Origin of the sequence: Pseudomonas sp. HR1 (genome assembly GCF_030175875.1) — a bacterium.
GTDB classification, from domain to species: domain Bacteria; phylum Pseudomonadota; class Gammaproteobacteria; order Pseudomonadales; family Pseudomonadaceae; genus Chryseomonas; species Chryseomonas oryzihabitans.
This window is the reverse complement of record NZ_JASNRF010000001.1, coordinates 326,244-346,859: the sequence shown is the minus strand read 5'-3', so window position 1 is coordinate 346,859 and position 20,616 is coordinate 326,244. Positions and strand designations below refer to the sequence as shown.

Here is a 20,616-nt window from a genome sequence, read left to right as displayed (position 1 = left end):
GAAGCAGTCTTCCGGTGCGTGAACGCCGGGCCGATTTCCAGCCACTGGCGCAGCCCCAGCTCGACGTCGCCCGGCATCAGGGCGCTGCCGGGATCTGCAGGCCGCGTTGCACCGCCGGGCGGGCGAGGAAGGCGTCGAGGGCGCGACGCACCTCGGGGAAGTCGTGGAAGCCGATCAGGTCGGCCACCTGGTAGACCTCCAGCAGGGCGCGGATCCAGGGGAAGGTGGGGATGTCGACGAGGCTGTAGTCCTCGCCCAGGATCCAGGCGCGGCCCTTGAGCTGGCCATCCAGCACGCCGAGCAGGCGCCGGGCTTCGGCTACATAACGCTCGCGGGGGCGGGGGTCCTCGATGTCCTTGCCGGCGAATTTGGTGAAGAAGCCGAGCTGGCCGAACATGGGGCCGATGCCGCCCATCTGGAACATCAGCCACTGGATGGCCTGGTAGCGCCGCGCCGGATCCTCCGGCAGCAGGCGCCCGGTCTTTTCCGCGAGATAGAGCAGGATGGCGCCGGATTCGAACAGCCCCAGGGGTTCGCCGCCAGGGCCGTCGGGGTCGAGGAGGGCGGGGATCTTGTTGTTGGGGCTCAGGGAGAGGAATTCCGCGGTGTGCTGGTCGTCCTTACCGAAGTCGATGCGATGCACCTCGTAGGGCAGGCCGAGTTCTTCCAGCAGGATGGCGACCTTGACGCCGTTGGGCGTGGGCAGCGAATAGAGTTGCAGGCGCTCGGGATGCCGAGCCGGCCAGCGGTGGGTGATGGGAAAGCGCGACAGATCGGCCATGGTGGACTCCTGGCAAGGGGGCGGTTCTGGTGAGACCGGCCGGCGCGGCCCGGGTTGCCGGGCCTCGAGCGAAGCGGAACTTAGCGCGATGCCCACCTCTCCATCTGAGGAGTGCCTTCAGCCCCGCACCGAGGATTTTCCATGCTTCCCCACAGCCAGCAGGGCAGCGGTTCGCCCACCTTCGTGCTCATGCATTTTCTCGGTGGCTCGCACCGCACCTGGTTTCCCACCGCCCCCTACCTGGATGGCGAACACCGCTGCGTGGCGCTCAATACGCCGGGCTTCGGCGACGCCGCCGCGGTCGAGGGCTACAGCGTGGCCGAGATGGCCGATCAGGTGGATGCCAGCATCCGCGCCCTGGGTCTTACGCGTTGCATCCTGGTCGGCCATTCGATGACCGGCAAGGTGGCGGTGGTGCTGGCGGCGCGGCGACCGGACTATCTGGTCGGGCTGATCCTGGTGGCGCCTTCGCCGCCCGGACCGCAGCCCATGAGCGAGGCGGATCGCGATGCCCAGCGCGCCTATGGCAAGAGCCGGGCGGAGGCCGAGGCCTTCGTCGACGAATCCAGCGCCCACCGCCTGCCCGATGCCATCCGCGAGGTGGTGATCGCCGATGCCCAGCGGCTGAATCTGCAGGCCTGGCGCGCCTGGGTCGATCACGGCAGTCGCGAGGACTGGAGCGAGCGGATCGATACCCTGGACTATCCGGTGCTGCTGGTCTGCGGCGCCGACGACCAGCAGGTGCCGGGGCCGGAAGAGCAGCGCCGCACCACCCTGGCGGCCTTTCCCAACAGCCGCCTGGAGGTCATTCCCGGCGCCGGCCACCTGATGCCGCTGCAGACGCCCCAGGCCCTGGCGCGACTGATGCTCGACTTCGCCCGGGAGCTCTGACCGGTGGATTCGCTGACCCAGGCCGTGCTCGGCGCCACCGTCCAGACCGCACTCCTGGGTCGCTGGCAGGGGCGGCGCGCCATCCTCTATGGCGCCACCCTGGCCACCCTGCCGGATCTCGACGTGGTCATCGACTACGGCGATGCGGTCAAGGAGATGACCTATCACCGCGGCTTTAGCCATTCGCTGTTCGTGCTGACCGGACTGGCGCTGTTGCTGACGGGGATCTGCGGTCGCTGGCGCGATCCCGGCTACAGCCAGGGACGCCTGTTCCTGACGCTCTGGCTGGTGCTGGTCACCCATCCCTTGCTGGATGCCTTCACCACCTATGGCACCCAGTTGTTCTGGCCGCTGCCGACGACCCCGGTGGCCTGGTCCAGCGTCTTCATCATCGATCCGCTCTATACCCTGCCGCTGCTGGCGGCGGTGCTGGCCGGGCTGCTGATCGGCCCGCGCGGACGCTCGCCGCGGCTGGCCGTGGCGGCGCTGGCGTTGTCCACCGTCTATCTGGGCTGGACCCTGGTGGCCAAGTACGCCGCCGAGCGCCAGGTGCGCCAGGTACTGGCGGCCCAGGGGCAGGCGGGTGCCCGCCTGTTCAGCGCGCCGCTGCCGTTCACCAGCCTGCTCTGGCGGGTCATGGTGGATGACGGACCCGAGCGCTACCGGGAGACCTGGGTGGGACTGTTCGACGATCGCCCACCCACCTTGATCCCGCTGCCACGGGGTGGCGAACTGGCGCCGATCCTCGCCGATTCGCCGGCCGAGCAGCGGCTGCGCTGGTTCACCGATGACTGGCTGCGTTACGACCGCCTGGGCAACGACCTGGTGGTGACCGATCTGCGCCTGGGCGCCACCGGCTACCACAGTTTTCGTTTCGTCCTGGCTCAGCGGGAGGCGAGCGGTTGGCGACTGGTCGCCGAGCCGTCGTTGTGGCCGCGCGAGCGAGGGGGCCGCGAACAGCTGGCGGTGGTCTGGCGCAGACTCTGGCATCCGGAGCTGCCATCGCCAGTGGCGGACTGGGCCGCGCGACTGTCGCGCCTGCCGGACTGACGCCAGGCCTCCAGCAGCAGTCGCCACCAGGGGCGCCGGGCCTCGCGCAGGGCGGTATGGCGGTCCAGGCCGACATCGGCCAGTTCCCGGTCGGTAAGCTCCGGCAGGACGCGGCGGGTGGTCAGCTGGCGCTGGAACAGCAGCCAGCAACCGCTGGCGCGCGTCTGGTCGTGAAGGCTGGGGTCTCTGGGCATGGCGTCTCTCCTGGGCTGTCTCCATGCTCCGCCGCCAGCCGCTTCAGGGGCAGATCCAGGCCGATGGGTTGTCCGCCATACAGCTGCCTTACAGCGCTCAGCTGTATGGTGCACGGCGTGGCCATCTGTATGGCGCGCGATGCCTGTCTGCGCCGCTATAGTCCGGGCATGAATCGCTATCAGCTGTTGGCCGATGCCCTCGGCCGCCGTATCGAGCAGGGCCTCTACCGACCGGGCGAACGCCTGCCGTCGGTGCGCGCCCTGGCCCAGGAGCACGGGGTCAGTCTGGCCACGGTGCAGCAGGCCTATCGGCTGCTGGAAGACCGCGGCCTAGTGGAGCCCCGGCCCAAGTCCGGCTATTTCGTCCGCTTGGAGCGACGCGCCATCGAATTGCCGCGGGTGACCCGGCCGGCGCGCTGGCCGGTGGAGGTGTCCGGCTGGGAACCGGTGCGGGAGCTGATGACCTCCACCCCGGATTCGGTGCGGGTGCAACTCGGCCGCGGCCTGCCGGATACCGAGGCGCCGACCCTGGCCCCCTTGCTCGCCGGCATGGCACGCCTGGCGCGGCGGCCGGGCAATGCTGGGCTGTCCTACGACAGCATCCAGGGCGTGGCGGCGCTGCGCGAACAGGTGGCGCGGCTGCAGCTGGACGCCGGCTGCGTGCTCACCGCCGATGACATCGTCATCACCAGTGGCGCCCACGAGGCGCTGGCCATCGCCCTGCGCGCCACCTGCCAGGAGGGCGACATCGTCGCGGTGGATTCGCCGACCTTTCACGGGGTGATGCAGACCCTCAAGGGCCAGGGGCTCAAGGCGCTGGAGATACCTACCGATCCGCGCACCGGCATCAGCCTGCCGGCGCTGGAGCTGGCCCTGGAGCAGTGGCCGGTGCGGGCCATCCAGCTCACCCCCAGCTGCAACAACCCCCTGGGCTACTGCATGCCCGAGGCGAACAAGCGCCAGCTGGTGGCGTTGGCGCGCAAGCATGACCTGGCGGTGATCGAGGACGATGTCTACGGCGACCTGCTCTACAGCTATCCCCGGGGCCGGGCGCTCAAGGCCTTCGACGAAGACGACCGGGTGGTGCTCTGCAGTTCCTTTTCCAAGACCCTGGCGCCGGGTCTGAGGGTCGGCTGGGTGGCGCCCGGGCGCTATGCCGAGCGCATCCTGCACCTCAAGTACATAGGCACCGGCTGCACCGCGCCCCAGCCGCAACTGGCCATCGCCGAATTCATCGCCGCCGGTCACTACACCGTGCACGTCCGGCGCATGCGCGCCCAGTACCAGCGCAATCGCGACCTGATGAGCGCCTGGGTGCAGCGCTACTTTCCCGCCGGTACCCGGGTCAGCCAGCCTCAGGGCAGCTTCCTGCTATGGGTCGAGTTGCCCGAGGCCTGCGACAGCCATCGACTCAATCGCGAGTTGCTCGCCCAGAGCGTGCAGATCGCCTGCGGCAGCATCTTTTCCGCCTCGGGCAAGTACCGTAACTGTCTGCGCCTGAACTATGCCCAGGCCCAGCGTCCAGGGATCGAGGAGGGCGTACGGCGCGTGGGCGAAGCCGCCTGCCGACTGCTCGACGAGGCGCTGCCGCGGTCGCTGGCGACGCTGGCTTAGCCGAGTTCGGCGATCTCGCTGCAATTGCGCCCGCGATGCTTGGCCCGGTAGAGGGCGGCATCGGCTTGCGCCAGCAAGCGGACCGGGACGCCTTCCGCCAGGCGCGGCGTCACCGCCACGCCGAAGCTGGCGGTGACCGGCAGCGCCTCGGTCGGGCCGACGGCGAAGGGCGTCGCGGCGATGCCCTGGCGCAGGCGCTCGGCCAGTGCCAGGGCGTCGGCCGGTTGGGCCACGTCGGCGAGCACGGCGAATTCCTCGCCACCGATCCGGGCGATGCGGTCGCCAGGGCGCAAGAGCTCGCGGCAGCGCTGCGCCAGCTGCTGCAGCAGCAGATCGCCGGCGGCATGGCCGTAGGTGTCGTTGATGCGCTTGAAGTGATCGACATCGAAGGCGATCGCCGCCAACTGCCCGGGCGTGCTGGTCACCCCCTGCGCCAGTTCGCGTTCGAAGGCGCGGCGATTGGCCAGGCCGGTGAGGTAGTCGGTCTCCGCGCGGATGCCCAGTTCGGCGATCAGGGCGTCACGCTCCTGGCGGAGTCGGTCGGCCTGCAGCAGTTCGTCCTCCAACTGGGCGAAGGCGGCGAACAGGGTGCGCGGATCGTCTTCGGCCACCGTCCCCAGCGGTCGGGCGCGCCGGCTGAGGCTGAGCAGCCGCTGGGTATTGGCCAGCAGCGGCGTCAGCAGGCGCTGCTTGAGCAGCAGCAGGCCGGTGCCCAGCGCCAGCAGGATGCCCACCGCCGCGGCGATGGTCAGCAGCAGCCGCAGCTGGGCCTCGCGGGCCAGGGCGTCGGCTTCCTCGCGGGCCAGGCTCAGGGCTTCGTCGCGCAACTCCAGGATGCTGACCATGGTCGGGACATAGCCCCGGGCGAAGCTGGCCGCACTGGGCGCCGTGCCGGTCGCCAGGGCGGCGAGGGTCTGGTGGTACCAGTCCAGGCCTTCGCCCAGGTAGCGCTCCTGCACCTGCACGAAACGATCGCGTTCGGGGCGACCGGGGGCCAGATTGAGATTGCTGCGCAGGAGGTCCATCAGCTGGTTGATGCGGCCCTGGGTCTGCAGCAACTGGACCTGTTCCGCGCCGCTGGGCAGGCGCTGCGCCTGCAGTGCGGGGGTCAGCAGCGAGCCCAGGCGTCCGGCGGTGTCGCGCAGGCGCGCGGCCAGCTTGGCATTGACCAGGTAGATGGCCACGGCCGGGCTGCGCTGGATGAGGTCGTGCAGGGTGAGGTCGGCGGTGATGAAGTTGCTGTCGAGGGCGCGGAACATGCCCTGGACCAGGGTGGCGATGTCCTGGGGCGCGGGATCGTCCGGTGTCGCCCAGAGGCGCTGGTCGACCCGGGCACGCGCCTGCAGCAGCGCCTGATAGCCGTTTGCCGCCTGCTCGGCGGTCACGCTGCATTGCTGGCAGTCCTGCAGCAGGTCTTGCAGACGAGCGAAGCGCTGATCGCTCAGGGCTCGGGCGCGCGCCAGCTCACGGCTATCGCCACCACGACCGCCGAGCAGGGCATTGGTCGGGCCACGCTCGGCGGAGACGGCTTCCACCAACCGCAGCGCCTCTGCGTAGACCGGCAACTGATCCCGGGTCAGGCGCATGCCTGTCGAATTCTCATGGGCCTGCCGCACGAGCAGGGCCATGCCGCAGGCAGTGGCGAGCGAGGTCACCACCAGCAAGGCATTGATCAGTCGATTGAGGTGAACGGTCAGCAGAAAACGGCCAGACATCAGGCGACACCGAAGCGAGCATGCCCAGGAGGCGAGCCGATTCCGGACAGCGGGGGAGTCAGGCTCTCAAGGTGCGCCGATCTTAAAAGGTCTAGCTTTCAAAACGTATACAAGCGGGGGCGGGCGGATTGGTTATTGCGTAAACGGTCGTGCCGGGAGCACGAGTGGCATGGCGATCACGAAACCTTGTCAGGCAGACGAGGTAGTACCCACCCTCTACACTGGCGCTTTTCGCGAGGTCCTGCCATGCCACCCCGTATCTATCTTGCCGGCCCCGAGGTCTTTCGTCCCGACGCCGTCGCCCAAGGCGAGGCGCTCAAGGCACTGTGCGCCCGTCACGGCTGCACGGGCCTGTTTCCACTGGACAATGCCATTCCCCCGGAGCTGACCGAGCCGGGGGCGCAGGCCGCCTGGATCTATCGGGCGAATCTGGCGCTGATCAGGCAGGCCGATGGCGTCCTGGCCAGCCTGGACTTCTTTCGCGGCGCCGAGCCCGACAGCGGCACCTGTTTCGAGGTGGGCTACGCCGTCGCCCTGGGCAAGCCGGTGGTCGGCCATGTGCCGGAAGCGGGCAGCCTGGCCGAGCGGATTCGCGCCCGCCATCCCGAGTGGGTGGGCAAGGGGCTGCTGGACCGTGATGGCTGGACGCTGGAGGAGTTCGGCCTGCCGCTCAATCTGATGCTGGCGGTGCCGGCCAGCATCGTCGTCGGGGGCCCGGAGGAGGCCCTGGCGGTATTGCGCGAGCGGCTGGGCTAGCGGGGCGGGGGCGTGCAGCCCTCTCCTAGAGGGGAGAGGGGTGGCTGGCGGTCAGGACAGTGGAAAAGGCTGCGCCGTTTTCCACGCTACGGGGCCTTGAGCCGGGGAGGAGCGCGGTTGCAGCGGAGTCAGCCGTGCGCCAGGGCCGCCAGTTCGTCCAGTCCGCTGTGGCCATCGGCATAGGCCGCACGGAAGCTGTCGCGCTGCTGCCAGCGCGCCCAGAAGGCCGCCAGGTGCTCGAAGCGCTCGTCCAGCGGCGTCTGGTTGGTGGGGAACTTGGAAAAGGCGATGGCGGTGCACAGGGTGATGTCGGCGAAGGTCGGCGCTGCGCCGCCCAGCAGCCATTCGCGCCCGTCGGCCAAGTGCCGATCCACCAGCGCGGCGTGCATCAGGGCTTCCTTGCGGCAATGCTCGCCCCATTGCGGGTTATGGGTCAGCTCGAGCTTGTGGCCGAGGCCTTCGTGCTGCACATGGAACATGGTCACGATGCGATAGAGCACATGGACGAAGATGCGGTCGTTCCACATGGCGTCCTGGCCCTGCTCCAGCGGCGTTTCGCCCATGACCTTGCGCCCGGGATGGCTGTTGTCCAGATAGCGGGCGATGGCCGCGCTCTCGGCCAGGTAGCCGCCTTCGGCCAGTTCCAGGGTCGGGGTCTCGCCCCAGGGATTGCGCTTGAGGTGCTGCCACTGGCGTTGCTCGCCTTCGGGCGCCATCTTCAGGATGACCTCCTCGAACTGATCGGCGATGCCCTTTTCATGGATGAACAGCCGCAGCCGTTGCGGGTTGGGGAAGGCGGACGGCGAGGTGAAGAGGCGTAGCTTGGCCATGGCGGGCTCCGGAAGGGACAGTGACGCAACATGCGACTGCGGGCGGTCGTGCCGCGTTCGTCTGAGGTGACCAAGAATGCCGGGCCAGGGCGGGGGAGCAACAGCCAACTCGCTGTATGCCCTTCATGCAAAGAGTCGATTGGTCAGGCCGGCGTTTGGCTCACGAGGCTGGCGACGATCCGTTCGCGCAGCCAGGCATGGGCGGGATCGCGGTGCAGGCGTTCGGGCCAGAGCAGCAGCATGTCGAAGCCCGGGATGGCCAGGGGTGACGGCTGGACCTGCAGGCCGGGATGATTCAGGGCGATCTGGGCGGGCAGCAGGGCCACCAGATCGCTGACCAGCAGGACACTGGCCAGGGTGGCGAAGTGGGGCACCGACAGCACCACCCGCCGCGCGCGGCCCTGTTCCGCCAGCAACCGATCGGTGACGCTGGCGAAGCCGCCGCCGCTCGGCGAGACCAGCGCCTGATCCAGTTGGCAGAAGGTGTCCAGGGACACAGGTTGCTGCAGGGCCGGATGGCCGCGCCGGCCCGCCAGCAGATAGTGTTCGGTGAACAGCAGACGCTGGCGCAGACCCGCTGCGGCGGTATCGGCCACATCCAGTGCCAGGTCCAGGTGATCCCCCTCCAGCTGTTCCGCGAGCAACGCTGGCTTCTTGTCCAGCAGCGCCAGGCGGATACCGGGCGCCTGCTGACGCAGGTCAGCCAGCAGTGGGGTGAGCAGGGTGGTTGCACTATGGTCGCTGGCGGCGATGCGCCAGGTTCGCTCGGCGCGGGCCGGTTCGAAGGGGGCGGCCGGTGCCAGGGCGTCTTCCAGCGCAGCCAGTGCCTGGCGCAACGGCTCGCGCAGGGCCTCGGCACGCGCCGTGGGGCGCATGCCGCGGGGACCCGGCAAGAGCAGGGGATCTTCGAGCACCTGGCGCAGTCGGCCGAGTTGCAGGCTGACGGTAGGCTGCGCCAGGTTGAGCCGGCGTGCGGCGCGGGTCACGTTGAGTTCGGCGAGCAAGGCGTCGAGGGTGACCAGCAGATTGAGGTCGAGGCGCCTTAAGCTATTGTGCATGGCAATGGCTGCTGTTTCGGCAATTCATTTTCAGCATAGCGCGACCGCTTCTAGTCTAGGCACCTCTTTCTCACGAGGTGATCACCATGAAGGTCCTGCTGGTCTACGCCCATCCCGAACCCCAGTCGCTCAACGGCGCGCTGCGCGACTTCGCCGTGGCCCATCTGCAGGCGGCCGGCCATGAGGTCCAGGTCTCCGATCTCTATGCCATGGGTTGGAAGGCCACCCTGGATGTCGCGGACGCCCCGCACCTGGCATCCGGCGAGCGTTTCGATGCGGTCCTCGATTCCCAGCGCGCCTATGCCAGTGGTGGACAACCGGCGGATATCGCCGCCGAGCAGGCCAAGCTGCTATGGGCCGATGTGCTGATCCTGCAATTTCCGCTGTGGTGGTTTTCCCTGCCGGCCATCCTCAAGGGCTGGGTGGAGCGGGTCTATGCCTGCGGCTTCGCCTATGGGGTGGGCGAGCACAGCGATAGCCACTGGGGCGATCGCTACGGCGAAGGCACCCTGGCCGGCAAGCGCGCCATGCTGGTGGTGACCTGTGGCGGCTGGGAATCACACTACAGCGCGCGTGGGATCAACGGCGGCCTGGACGACATCCTCTTTCCCATCCAGCACGGCATCCTCTTCTATCCCGGTTTCAGCGTGCTGCCGCCGTTTCCGGTCTATCGCACGAGCAAGGTCGACGCGGTCGCCTTCGAGCGGCTGTGCCAGGCCTATGGGGCACGGCTGGATGGGCTGGCCACGGACACGCCCCTGGCGTTCCGGCGACAGAATGGCGGGGAATACGAGATTCCTGCGCTGACCCTGAAGCCCGAGCTGGCGCCGGGGCGGACGGGGTTGGGGGTTCATCTGCGGGAGGAGTGAGGGTTGGCGCGGCCTGGTTTCCGTGGCTCGGGGCTCAACGGCGGGGCTGGGCCTTGGGTGGTGTCGGGCTTCGCTGGCGCTCAAACCAACCTACGATGCTTCCCTCACCCCAGCCCTCTCCCAAGGGGAGAGGGGGCGGTTACGTGCAGTGCATGGACTGCAGCGAAGTTGGCCTTGTCAGTGGAAAACGCTCTGCGGTTTTCCACGCTACTGAGCGAGGCTGCCGGGTTGAGCCGTAGGTTGGGTTGAGCGCAGCGAAGCCCAACGGTGCACAGGATTGAACATCCCCGTTGGGCTTCGACGATGGAGCCGTCTCAACCCAACCTGGGTGACTACGACGCTTCAGTGGAAAACGCTGCGCGGTTTTCCACGCTACGAGCTGTAGGGTGGACGACGGCGCCGCCTCGTCCACGCGAATCTCACAAGGCAAGCCTCAGTTGGCTCTCTTGCTGTCCACCTGGTCCAGGCGGCCGCCGCGGAAGGTGAGGAAGTACAGCATGCCGTTCCAGGGGCCATAGGCCCATTCCTCGACGAATTCCACCTGGCGATAGCCGTAGCCATCGGTGACCTGGCGTTCGCCCAGCGGCGTGACGCTCAGCGGATCGCCGCACTTGCCGCGGACCTCGTGGGTGGTGGAGCCGGTGGAGACCAGGGCGCTGCCGCAGCGCAGCGACGCGGCCTGACTGGTGCCGGTGGCGAGCAGGAGCAGCAACAGCAGGGGGCGCAGGTTCATTGGCGCTGGAACTCGATGCGAGAGAGGCGGTTGGCTTCGAAGGTGAGGATGTAGTTGGCGCCGTTCTTCGGGCCGTACACCCATTCTTCGATCACCGCCTCGCGGCGTTCGTTGCGGCCCAGTTCGTAGCCCACCAGGTCGCGATGGGCGGGTTCGCCGCATTTCTGCAGCACTTCGAAGGCGCGATCACCCCGGCTGACCAGGGCGTTGCCGCACCTCATGGAATCGGCGGCGGCGCCGGTGGCGACCAGCAGGGTGAAGGCGGCGAGCAGGCAACGCATGGGGGTCTCCTGACCGGTCAGAGCACCCCGAGCTGCAACTGCGCGGCCGTGGGCGATTCGCCGGATTGGGCTTGAGTGCTGACGTCCAGCAGATAGACCCGCTGGGCGTCCAGTTTCGCCGTGTCCACCAGGTAGGTCTTGATGGCGCCCGCGCGCTGCTGGGCCAGGCTGCGCAGGAGGCCGTCGTTGCCGCTCCAGGCTTCGAGCACCGCCTGGCGCAGGCGCGCCGTGCGGGTGGCATCGTCAAGACTATCCCATTCCTGCGGCGGTTGCGCCTGCAGTCGCAGGCGGTACAGGCCTTCCAGCAGGGGCGCGCGCATGTCGGCGGGCACCTGCAACTGGCTGGGATCGGCCGGGACCTTGTCGCCGCGACGCTGCAGCAGGTTGAAGTACTGGGTCTGGAAGTCCTTTTCCAGCTGGCTGGCGGCCAGGGCGCGCCCGTCGCTGGCGGCGCCGGCATGCCCCTTGACCTCCACCGTCAGCTGCGGCCGCTGGCGCAGGGCCGCGGCCAGCTTGTCCAGCTCGCCGCGGGCCTGGGCCGAGAGGCTGGTGCTGCCGGGGGCGAAGTCGATGGCGCTGAGATCCGCCTCGTGCCCGCCGACCAGTCCAGCCAGCATGCGGAAGGGCGCCTGGACGGCGCGGCTGAGCACATTGCGCAGGGTCTGCCAGACCACCGGCATGACGCTGAAATTGGGGTCGGCGAGATTGCCCGCCACCGGCAGGCGCAGGTCGATGCGACCGTGGCTGTCCTTGAGCAGGGCCACCGCCAGGCGCACCGGCAGGTCCACGGCGTCCTTGCTGTCCACCCGCTCGCCCAGTTCCAGCTGGTCGAGCACCACGTGGTTCTGCGCCTGCAGTTTGCCGTCGTCGATGCGGTATTGCAGATCCAGGTCGAGGCGCCCCTTGCGCACCGCGTAGCCGGCGAACTTGCCGGTATAGGGCGACAGGGTGGTGAGTTCGACCTGGCGGAAATAGGCGGTCACGTCCAGCTGCTGCAGGGGATCGAGGGGATCGAGGCGGCCCTTGATCTCCACCGGGGCGAAGCGATCGACCTTGCCGGCGAGGTGGATGTCGGCCGGCTTGGAGGCGGCGGTGTCCAGGGTGCCGATGCCGCCTTCCAGGGACTGGATGTTGGTGGCGAAGCCGGGCTTCAAGCTGTTGTCGGCGAAGTCGGCGCTGCCGTCCCTGATGCTCACCCCGCCGATGCGGATCTGCAGCGGTGGCGAGCTGTCCTTCGACTCGGTTTTCGGCTGGGGGACCAGCAGGGCGCTGAAGTTGTTGCTGAGGTCCTCGTTGATCACCAGGGTGCCATAGGGCTTTTCCAGGTCGATCCTGTCGATCACCAGCCGCTTGCCCAGTTCGAAGGCGATGCCCTGCACGTCCAGCCGCTGCCAGCGCATGAAGTCCTGCTGGTGCAGGGTATCGAGCACATGCACCTGGGTGACCTGCGCCGCGCCGCTGACGGTGAGGCCCAGGGGTTCGCCCGGGGCCAGGGCCACCTTGAGCCGGCTGGCCAACTGGCCGCTGCGGATCTCCAGGCGCACATAGGGGCTGAGATAGGGCTGGGCCTGGCGCAGGTTGAGTTCGTCGATGCCGATGTCGAAGCTGCCCTGCAACGGTGTCAGCGCCAGCTGGCCATCGGCGGTGATGCGCCCGCGATCACCCAGGGTGGTCTTGAGCGCCAGGTCGAAGGGCTTGCTGCCGGCGCTGTCGAAGCCTTTCACGGCCAGGTCCAGGCCACTGAAGTAGAGACTGGCCGGCTCCTGGGGCACGCGGTCCACCAGGTGCAGCTGGTTGTCGCTGAGCTGGGCGTCGTCGAGGCGCACGCGCCAGCCCGGGCCGCCGCTGCTCGGGGCGTCGCTGGCGGGGAACAGCCTCTGCCAGTCGAGACTGCCATCCTGCTCGCGATTGCCCCAGGCATCCAGGCCGTTGCCGCGCAGGCGGGCGATGCTGACCTCGCGCTTTTGCAGATCCAGGGCGATGCCCTCGGCGGCCAGGTGCTTGAAGCTGGCCTTGGGTTCGGCATTCACCGCCTGCACGGCGACGTCGTTCAGCGCCAGGCGGCCCTGGCTGAGTTGCAGTTGCAGCGTCTTGCTCAGGTCCAGGCGGTAGTGGGCGCTGGCTTCCAGCCGCCCCTTGCCCAGTGCCAGTGGCAACTGGTTACGCACATAGGGCCACCAGGGCGCAAGGCTGACGCCCTTGAGGGTCAGGTCGCCTTCGCTGCGCAGCGGCAAGAGATCCAGGCTGCCTTTCCAGGTGAGCTGGCCGCCCTGGGCGGTGGTGGCGGTCAGTGCCAGCTGGCCGGGGGTGTCGCCGCTGCGGGTGCGGAACTCCTGCAGGGTGGCATCCAGGGGGGTGAAGGTGGCTTCCACCGGCTGGGCGCCCTGGGCGTCGAGGAAATGCAGGCGGCCCCCGACCAGGGCGATGCGCTCGATGTGCACCGGGAAGGGTTGGCCGGGCTCCGTGGCGGCCGGCGTCGGCGTGACGGGGGTAGCGGGCTCGCTGCGCCAGAGCTGGGCCAGATTGACCTGGCCGCCCTTGGCGATGCGCAGATCGACCTGGGGCTGGTCGAGGCGCACCTCGGTCAGGTGCAGGGTGCGCCGCCAGAGGCTGTCCCACTGCAGGTCGGCCGAGAAGCCTTCGGCGGCGATTACAGGATGCTCAGTCGGGCCGATCAGCAGCTTTTCGGCGTGCAGCTGCAGGGTGAAGGGATTGAACCTCAGCGCCTGCAGACTGGCCGGCTGGGTGAGGCGCTCGGCAAGCGTCTGGTTGAGGTAGTGCAGGGCGAGGCGCGGTCCGACCAGGAATCCGAGCAGACTGTAGAGGGCCAAGAGCACGAGCAGCACGAGGCTCGCTTTCACAATTCTGGACATGCAGGCATCTGGGACGGCGAAGGTGTCCGGATTATGGCACGGCACCCCCGGCGACGAGGGCGCTGGCCGTCCCAAAAGCGCTGCTGGCTATGCGAGCCATCAGGGACACGACTACAGGAGCGGTTGCAGGATCGCTCACATTTTCGCCAACCCGGACGAGTGGCGCGGACGTACGGCCGATCAGTGGTCAGGTGAATGGGAAGGCTTCTGGTAGAGGCGTCGGGGCCTTTGCCGAAGGCTCTAACACGGCACTTTGCCATGATCCGCCCGTCGCTCCAGATTAAGTTTGACTTAAGGACCGCCGACTAGTCTCGCGAACAGGTTGCATTCTCAGGGAGGGGAAACGGTGACGGGCTCGACGGCTCGCGGCGTGACGACAGGACGGCCAGGGCAACCGCGAATCGAGAATCCGCGTCGCCGGGAGTAGCAGATGTCCAGTCCGATCCAGCTCCATTCCATCCAGAAGAAGATCCAGTTCCTGCGCACCACCTTCAGCTATGTCGGCTGGTCGCTGTTCGGTCTGCTGCTGTGGGATGTGGCGGTGACGGTGGACGCCATGCTGTTCGTCGACGATCGCTTCGACCTGCCGCTGACGCCCCTGACCCTGCTGTGCTCGGCGCTGGTGGTGCTGATCAGCTTTCGCAACAGCAGCGCCTATGCCCGCTGGTGGGAGGCCCGCACCCTGTGGGGCGCCATGGTCAACAGCTCGCGCAGCTTCGGCCGCCAGGTGCTGACCCTGATCGACGACCAGGGCAAGGCGCAGAATCGGGTCAAGGCGGTGCTCCTGCGTCGGCACATGGGCTATCTGCATGCCCTGCGCGCCCAGCTCAAGCGTCAGGATCCGGCCCAGGCGGCCGCGCCCTATCTGGCCCGTCATGAACTGGCGCTGGCCGAAGGCAGCCTCAACTTCGCCAACGACATCCTCGCCGGCACCGCCGAGCTGATCGCCAGCGAATACCGCCAGGGCCGGCTGGACAGCATCCGCCTGGCGCGGCTGGAAGAGACCCTGGTGGACATGTCCAACTGGCAGGGCGGCATGGAGCGTATCGCCAACACCCCCTTGCCCTATCCCTACGTCTGCTTTCCGCAGCTGTTCAGTTTCCTGTTCTGCATCGCCATGCCGCTGGGCCTGGTCTCCACCCTCGGCTGGTTCACCCCGCTGGTGTCCACCGTGGTCGGCTTCATGCTGCTGGCCCTGGAGCGCATCGGCAGCGATCTGCAGGCGCCCTTCGCCGACAGCCAGCATCAGATCACCATGGACAAGCTGTGCGCCACCATCGAGGCCAACCTGCTGTCGATGCTGCGGCCGCGCAGCGAAGAGGGCAGTGCGGTGGCCCTGGCCCAGCCCGAGGCCGACGCCGCACCGAGCCGACGGGTGGCCTGACCGGCGGCGTCAGCCGGGGAGTGCGGGGCAGGTGGGACGGAAAACGTGCGGAAAGTCCCGCGCCAGAGGCATTTCTTTCGTGAGGGCACGGCACTAGCGCCGCTTCGTTCCGGTCACATTTTGCAATCTCCCCTGGCAGCGGTGGTTGGCTGGGGCCCAGCGGCGCTTGCCATGGGTCGCTGGCGGGCCGGGGCGAGAGGTGCCGTGGGACCTGCGTCCCGCGACCTATATCTCGCTACGGATGCCCGCTCATGTCCGAAACCCGTCTCCCGACCGCCGGGGCCAGCGCCGAACCCTCGCGCCGCGCGCGCCATGCCCTGGATGCCCTGAACTTCACCCTGGCCGACGTCCGCGACGGCCTGGGGCCCTACCTCGCCATCTACCTGATCGCCGTGCGCGGTCCGGGGGAGGGCTGGAACGAGGCCACCGCCGGTTTCATCATGACCCTGGCCGGCATCGCCGGGCTGATCGCCCAGACCCCGGCCGGCGCCCTGATCGACCGCACCCGCCACAAGCGCCTCATGGTCGGCGTCGCCGCCCTGGTGGTGACGATCTGCAGCGTGCTGCTGCCCTTCGTCTCCAACTTCTATGTGGTGGCGGCCACCCAGTCGCTGGCCCACGCCGCGGCGGCCATCTTCGCCCCGGCGCTGGCGGCCATCACCCTGGGCATCGTCGGCCCCAAGGCCTTCACCAAGCACATCGGCCGCAACGAGGGCTTCAACCACGCCGGCAACGCCGTCTCGGCGGCCCTGGCCGGTGGCCTGGCCTATTTCTTCGGTCCCACCGTGGTGTTCTGGCTGATGGCGTTGCTCGCGGCGGCCTCCATCGTCGCCATCGTCCGCGTACCCCAGGACGAGATCGACGATGACCTGGCCCAGGGACTGGGCGAGGAAAACGGCGCCCGCGATGCCAAGCCGGTGTCGGCCTGGCAGGCGCTGCTGGCCAATCGCAAGCTGCAGCTGCTGGCGCTGCTGGCCGCCATCTTCCACCTGGCCAATGCCGCCATGCTGACCTCGGTCGGTCAGCAGCTGACCCATATCGTCGGCAAGGACAGCGCCACCTCGCTGGTGGCCGTCTGCATCGTCGCCGCCCAGTGCGTGATGGTGCCGGTGGCCATCCTGGTGGGGCGCAAGGCCGACGTCTTCGGGCGCAAGCCGATCTTTCTCTTCGCCTTCGCGGTGCTGGCGATCCGCGGTGTGCTCTACACTTTTTCTGACAGCCCCTACTACCTGGTGGCGGTGCAGCTGCTCGATGGCATCGGCGCCGGGATCTATGGCGCCCTGATGCCGGTGATCGTCGCCGACCTGACCCGCGGCAGCGGACGCTTCAACGTCAGCCAGGGCGCCATCGCCACCGCCCAGGGGCTGGGTGCGGCGATCAGCGCCACCATCGCCGGGATCATCATCGTCCGCTTCGGCTATGCGGCGGCCTTCACCACCCTGGCCGCCATCGCCGCGGTGGGCTTCGTGCTTTATCTGCTGCTGATGCCGGAGACCCGCGACGAGCACGTTGCCGGAGAGGCGGCGCGTTCCACCGGTACTGTGGTGGGAGGCTGAGATGGCACGCCAGGATGATTTTCTCGCCTTCGCCCATATCGGCGATCTGCACCTGACCACCGCCGAGGCCGACAACGCCCGGGACCTGCAGACCCTCCTGCAGCGCCTGCGCGAGCGCACCGAACTGGATTTCGTCTATCTGCCCGGGGACAACGCCGACAACGGCACTGCGGAGCAGTATCGGCTGCTCAGGCGGCTGCTGGACGACTTTTCGCTGCCGGTAACGGTGATCACCGGCGACCACGACATGGAGGGCGGCGATCTCGACCCCTTCTATGCCGAGTTGCAGGTGCCGCAACTGCCGTATTCAAAGGAGGTGGGCGGCGTGCGTTGCCTGTTCCTCGACATGTGCGGACCGGGCACCGGCGGGCCGGATTTCCGCCTTGGTAGCGAGCAGCTGCAGTGGCTGGAGCAGGAGTTGCACGAGGCGACCCGGCGGGAGCAGCGCTGCGTGGTCTTCATGCACAGCTATCCGGCGGACCTGCAGGGGCCCGGCGAAGCCGAGCGGGTGGCGCGGCTGCTGCACGAGGGCCCGGTGCGCCTGGTGGAGATCGGCCATACCCACTACAACGAACTGGCCCACGACGGCGGCGTGCTCTATGCCGCCTGCAGATCCACCGGCCAGATCGAGGAAGGCGGTGTAGGATTCGCGCTGGTCACCCTGGACGGTCCGGCGGTGAGCTGGCGCTTTCGCGAATTGCCCGACACCTGGCCCTGGGTGCAGATCACCGCGCCTGGCGATCCCCGCCTGAACGGCGCTGGCGTGGCCGAGGGTCACGAGTGCCGAGTGCTGGTGCTGGGCGACGCCGACCTCTCCGCCTGCGAATGGCAGTGCGACGACGGCCCCTGGTGGCCGCTGCAGCCGTTGGGCAAGGGTCGCTACCAGGGCGATCGGTCAGTGCCGGAAGGGACGCGGCGGTTGCAGGTGCGGGTCAGGGACTCTCGCGGCGGCGAAGATATCGACCGGCTCGACCTGGACGGCGGTCACCGGCCGCTGGCGGCGCCGGCCGACTGGGGTTCGGATCGCACCCAACTGGGTGAATGGCAGGCCAAGGGCGTGCTGGGGACCCAATTGGGACCCAATCGCAATGGCCGCAAATGGTGAGGTCGGCAGCGCCGACCTCGCGACTCGACTAGAAGGAACAGCGCTTTCATGGGGTCCATCGTCACCACTCCCCACGTCCTGACGTGGGTCATCGCCGCCCTGGCCACCCTCGGGGTGGTCTCGCGGCCCTTCGGTCTGCCGGAGGCGCTGTTCGCCGTGGCCGGTGCCGTGCTGCTGGCGCTGTTCGGCCTGTTGCCGCTGGACGGCGTCTGGCACGGCATCGCCAAGGGCACCGACGTCTATCTGTTCCTTATCGGCATGATGCTGCTGGCCGAGATCGCCCGCAAGGAAGGGCTGTTCGACTGGGTCGCCGGCCACGCGGTGCGCGCGGCGAAGGGTTCGGCGCTGCGGCTGTTCGCGCTGGTCTATGGCGTCGGTATCCTGGTCACGGTGTTTCTTTCCAACGACGCCTGCGCCGTGGTGCTGACCCCGGCGGTCTACTACGCCACCCGCGCGGCGAAGGTGAAGAATCCGCTGCCCTATCTGTTTTCCTGCGCCTTCATCGCCAACGCGGCGAGTTTCGTGTTGCCGATCTCCAACCCGGCCAACCTGGTGGTCTTCGCCGAGCATATGCCCGAGCTGAGCCGCTGGCTGGCGCTGTTCACGGTGCCGTCGATCCTGGCCATCGCCGCGACCTTCCTCACCCTCTGGGCGACCCAGGCCAAGGTCCTGCGCGCCGAGCAGCTGTCCGAAGGGGGCGCAGTGGACGCGCTGCCCACCACCGGACGCATCGCCGGCTGCGGCCTGATCCTGACCATCCTGGTGCTGCTCGGCGCCTCGGCGCTGGATCTGGAGCTGGGTCTGCCGACCTTCCTGGCCGGCTTCGCCACCTTCCTGGTGGTGGTGGCCTGCAAGCGCGGCGGCGGCCTGGAGTTGCTCAAGCACATCTCCTGGGGCGTGCTGCCGCTGGTGGCCGGGCTGTTCGTCCTGGTGGAGGCCCTGGAGACCACCGGGGTGCTGCAGGCGCTGGCCAATCAGCTGCAGGCCGCCGCCCAGGCGACCCCGGAGCGCGCCGCCTGGGGCGCCGGGTTGCTGGTGGCCTTTGGCAGCAACCTGGTCAACAACCTGCCGGCCGGGCTGCTGGCCGGGGCGGCGGTGCAGGCCGCCCATGTCTCGGAAAAGATCGCCGGTGTCGTGCTGATCGGCATCGACCTCGGCCCCAACCTGTCCATCACCGGTTCCCTGGCGACCCTGCTATGGCTGGCCGCGCTGCGCCGCGAAGGGCTGTCGGTGAGCTTCTGGCAATTCCTCAAGCTGGGCGCCGTGGTGATGATCCCGGCGCTGCTGCTGGCGCTGGCTGCCTTGATCCATCTCTGACGGACGGTCTCCAGGCGTAGCGGCGCTGCCGCTGCGCCTGGGGCACTATCGAGGTTCGTCCGCTACGGAGCATCGCCCATGGCCATCGCCCGCTATACCGGCTTCGCCCAGGCGCTGCACTGGCTGACCGTCGCCCTGCTGTGCCTGCTCTTGCCCTTCGTCTGGGTGGCGGAAAACTTTCCGCCCGGGCCGGTGCGCACCCTCTGGTACCTGCTGCACGAATCCACCGGGATCTCGGTGTTCCTGCTGATCCTGATTCGCCTGACCTGGCGCTGGCGGCATCCGGCGCCGCCGGCCAATCCCCGCGACGGGCGCCTGCTGCGGCTGCTCGCCGGTCTCAATCACGGCCTACTCTATGCCGTGCTGCTGCTGATGCCGGTGACCGGCTACCTGATGGCCGGCCAGGGCCAGCCGGTGCCGGTGTTCGGGCTGTTTTCCCTGCCGGGTTTTCCCCGTCATGAAGCCCTCGGCATCCTTGCCAATCGCATTCATGAGGCCGGTCAGTTCGCCGTCTATGGCCTGGTGCTGCTGCACGTGGCGGCGGTGGTCTGGCATGTGGCGATCCGCCGGGACGGGACGCTGGAACGGATGCTCCCCGAGCAACGCCTCTAGGCGCTGCCTTCCACCCGCTGCCGGTCGCGCTCCAGTAGCGCCGGCAGGGTCTCGCGCAGGTGGTCCACCAGGGTGCGGATCTTGGCGTCGAGAAAGCGCCGCGAGGGATAGAGCGCATGGATGTCCAGGGCATAGAGCCGGTGCCCGGGCAGCACCCGTTGCAGACGGCCACTGGTCAGACCCTCGACCGCGGCGTACAGCGGCAGGGCACCGATGCCCAGGCCGCTGGCCACGGCTTCGGCCAGGGCGTCGGCGGTGTTGACCTGGAAGGGCGGTCGATCCACCGCCACCTCGGCCAGGCCCTCGGGTCCTTCCAGCAACCAGCGATCCGGCGCCATAGCGCGATTGACCAGCCGCAGGCAGCGGTGCCCGGTCAGCTCCGCCGGGTTGGTCGGTCGGCCCTGGCGTTCCAGGTAGGCGGGCGCCGCGCAGAGCACGCTGTGGGTGCTGCCCAGGCGCGCCGAATGGAAGGCCGAGTCCGGCAGGCCGTCGGCGAGGATCAGCGACAGGTCGTAGCCTTCCTTGAGGATGTCGGTGAAGGTGTTGGTCAGTTGCAGATCCAGGTCGACCTCGGGATAGCGCTCGCCATAGCTGGCCAGACTCTGGATCAGGTAGTGCTGGCCGAGGCCGGTCATGGTGTGGATGCGCAGCCGCCCGCGCGGCACGGCCAGGGCATGACGAGCCTCGGCATCGGCTTCGTCGAGGTCGGCGAGGATGCGCTGGCAGCGCACCAGGTAGCGTTCGCCGGCCTCGGTCAGGCGCAACTGGCGGGTGGTGCGGTGCAGCAGCCGGGTCTGCAGGTGCTGCTCCAGCTGGCTGACCGCCCGCGACACATAGGCGGTGGTGAGTTCCAGCTGGCGCGCGGCGGCGGTGAAGCTGCCGGTCTGGGCCACGCAGGCGAAGGCGCGCAGATTGAAGAGATGATCCATGGACGGGGCAGGGCGGTGGAAAGGGCCATTGTGGGCCATTACCCGCCCGTTGGTTAACGCTCTTTGCT

At 68.5% G+C, this 20,616-nt stretch carries 18 protein-coding genes and 1 pseudogene; 10 read left to right on the top strand and 9 right to left on the bottom strand.

All coding sequences use genetic code 11. From position 1 onward, the window contains the following. Positions 1–76 precede the first annotated feature (76 nt). Positions 77–781, bottom strand: a complete 705-nt coding sequence (locus QKY98_RS01555) for a glutathione S-transferase N-terminal domain-containing protein (protein ID WP_284670236.1) — start codon at positions 779–781, stop codon at positions 77–79. Between the two features lie 141 nt (positions 782–922). Here QKY98_RS01555 and QKY98_RS01550 point away from each other — a divergent pair, with 141 nt between their 5' ends. Both QKY98_RS01550 and QKY98_RS01545 read left to right on the top strand, forming a co-directional pair. Continuing rightward, a complete protein-coding gene (locus tag QKY98_RS01550) occupies positions 923–1,672 on the top strand; it encodes an alpha/beta fold hydrolase (RefSeq protein WP_284670235.1) in 750 nt (249 codons plus the stop codon). A 3-nt stretch (positions 1,673–1,675) separates the two neighbouring features. Further along, complete coding sequence (locus QKY98_RS01545; RefSeq protein ID WP_284670234.1) at positions 1,676–2,722, top strand: metal-dependent hydrolase; 1,047 nt, start codon at positions 1,676–1,678, stop codon at positions 2,720–2,722. Between the two features lie 86 nt (positions 2,723–2,808). On the opposite strand, the pseudogene QKY98_RS23765 reads toward QKY98_RS01545, so the two are convergent. Further along, a pseudogene (locus QKY98_RS23765) lies at positions 2,809–2,916 on the bottom strand (hypothetical protein); the annotation flags it as partial. Positions 2,917–3,084: 168 nt separating this feature from the next. On the opposite strand from QKY98_RS23765, the gene QKY98_RS01540 reads away from it, so the two are divergent. Next, positions 3,085–4,530, top strand: a complete 1,446-nt coding sequence (locus QKY98_RS01540; protein ID WP_177411495.1) for an aminotransferase-like domain-containing protein — start codon at positions 3,085–3,087, stop codon at positions 4,528–4,530. Here the strand turns inward: QKY98_RS01540 and QKY98_RS01535 are convergent. Then, positions 4,527–6,245 carry a GGDEF domain-containing protein gene (locus QKY98_RS01535; protein ID WP_027600991.1) on the bottom strand — a complete coding sequence of 573 codons (1,719 nt, stop codon included), beginning with the start codon at positions 6,243–6,245 and terminating at the stop codon, positions 4,527–4,529. The genes QKY98_RS01540 and QKY98_RS01535 overlap by 4 nt on opposite strands. Positions 6,246–6,491: 246 nt before the next feature. On the opposite strand from QKY98_RS01535, the gene QKY98_RS01530 reads away from it, so the two are divergent. After that, the gene (locus QKY98_RS01530; protein ID WP_042137559.1) at positions 6,492–7,001 is read left to right on the top strand and encodes a nucleoside 2-deoxyribosyltransferase; all 510 of its coding nucleotides are present in this window, start codon (positions 6,492–6,494) and stop codon (positions 6,999–7,001) included. 128 nt (positions 7,002–7,129) lie between these two features. On the opposite strand, the gene QKY98_RS01525 is transcribed toward QKY98_RS01530, so the two are convergent. Together QKY98_RS01525 and QKY98_RS01520 are read right to left on the bottom strand one after the other, a co-directional pair. Beyond that, positions 7,130–7,831, bottom strand: a complete 702-nt coding sequence (locus QKY98_RS01525) for a glutathione S-transferase family protein (RefSeq protein WP_027600000.1) — start codon at positions 7,829–7,831, stop codon at positions 7,130–7,132. Positions 7,832–7,974: 143 nt separating this feature from the next. Continuing rightward, a complete protein-coding gene (locus QKY98_RS01520) occupies positions 7,975–8,889 on the bottom strand; it encodes a LysR family transcriptional regulator (protein ID WP_108582995.1) in 915 nt (304 codons plus the stop codon). An 86-nt stretch (positions 8,890–8,975) separates the two neighbouring features. Between QKY98_RS01520 and QKY98_RS01515 the strand changes: the two genes are divergently transcribed. Further along, positions 8,976–9,758: an NAD(P)H-dependent oxidoreductase gene (locus QKY98_RS01515; protein ID WP_284670233.1), complete on the top strand. Its 783-nt coding sequence runs from the start codon at positions 8,976–8,978 to the stop codon at positions 9,756–9,758. A gap of 433 nt (positions 9,759–10,191) precedes the next feature. Here QKY98_RS01515 and QKY98_RS01510 read toward each other — a convergent pair whose 3' ends face one another. Genes QKY98_RS01510 through QKY98_RS01500 form a run of 3 tightly spaced genes read right to left on the bottom strand, consistent with a single transcriptional unit; the run spans position 10,192 to position 13,645 of the window. Next, positions 10,192–10,491 carry a DUF2845 domain-containing protein gene (locus QKY98_RS01510; RefSeq protein WP_007161013.1) on the bottom strand — a complete coding sequence of 100 codons (300 nt, stop codon included), beginning with the start codon at positions 10,489–10,491 and terminating at the stop codon, positions 10,192–10,194. Next, complete coding sequence (locus QKY98_RS01505; protein WP_007161012.1) at positions 10,488–10,772, bottom strand: DUF2845 domain-containing protein; 285 nt, start codon at positions 10,770–10,772, stop codon at positions 10,488–10,490. The genes QKY98_RS01510 and QKY98_RS01505 overlap by 4 nt, the downstream gene beginning before the upstream one ends. Positions 10,773–10,789: 17 nt before the next feature. After that, positions 10,790–13,645 (bottom strand): DUF748 domain-containing protein, encoded by a 2,856-nt coding sequence (locus tag QKY98_RS01500; protein WP_502945074.1) that lies wholly within the window; start codon positions 13,643–13,645, stop codon positions 10,790–10,792. 430 nt (positions 13,646–14,075) lie between these two features. Here QKY98_RS01500 and QKY98_RS01495 point away from each other — a divergent pair, with 430 nt between their 5' ends. From QKY98_RS01495 to QKY98_RS01475, 5 genes are all read left to right on the top strand, one after another. Next, entirely contained in the window at positions 14,076–15,029 is a 954-nt protein-coding gene (locus QKY98_RS01495; RefSeq protein WP_027600005.1) for a bestrophin family protein, read from the top strand. Positions 15,030–15,280: 251 nt separating this feature from the next. Further along, positions 15,281–16,585 (top strand): MFS transporter, encoded by a 1,305-nt coding sequence (locus tag QKY98_RS01490; protein ID WP_144961578.1) that lies wholly within the window; start codon positions 15,281–15,283, stop codon positions 16,583–16,585. 1 nt (position 16,586) lies between these two features. Then, positions 16,587–17,690 (top strand): metallophosphoesterase family protein, encoded by a 1,104-nt coding sequence (locus tag QKY98_RS01485; protein WP_284670231.1) that lies wholly within the window; start codon positions 16,587–16,589, stop codon positions 17,688–17,690. 48 nt (positions 17,691–17,738) lie between these two features. Continuing rightward, positions 17,739–19,007 carry an arsenic transporter gene (locus QKY98_RS01480; protein WP_284670230.1) on the top strand — a complete coding sequence of 423 codons (1,269 nt, stop codon included), beginning with the start codon at positions 17,739–17,741 and terminating at the stop codon, positions 19,005–19,007. A 78-nt stretch (positions 19,008–19,085) separates the two neighbouring features. Continuing rightward, positions 19,086–19,619, top strand: a complete 534-nt coding sequence (locus QKY98_RS01475; RefSeq protein ID WP_284670229.1) for a cytochrome b — start codon at positions 19,086–19,088, stop codon at positions 19,617–19,619. On the opposite strand, the gene QKY98_RS01470 is transcribed toward QKY98_RS01475, so the two are convergent. Next, positions 19,616–20,548, bottom strand: coding sequence for a LysR family transcriptional regulator (locus QKY98_RS01470; RefSeq protein ID WP_284670228.1), 933 nt, complete (start codon positions 20,546–20,548; stop codon positions 19,616–19,618). The two genes, QKY98_RS01475 and QKY98_RS01470, sit on opposite strands and share 4 nt — an antisense overlap. Positions 20,549–20,616: the final 68 nt, after the last annotated feature.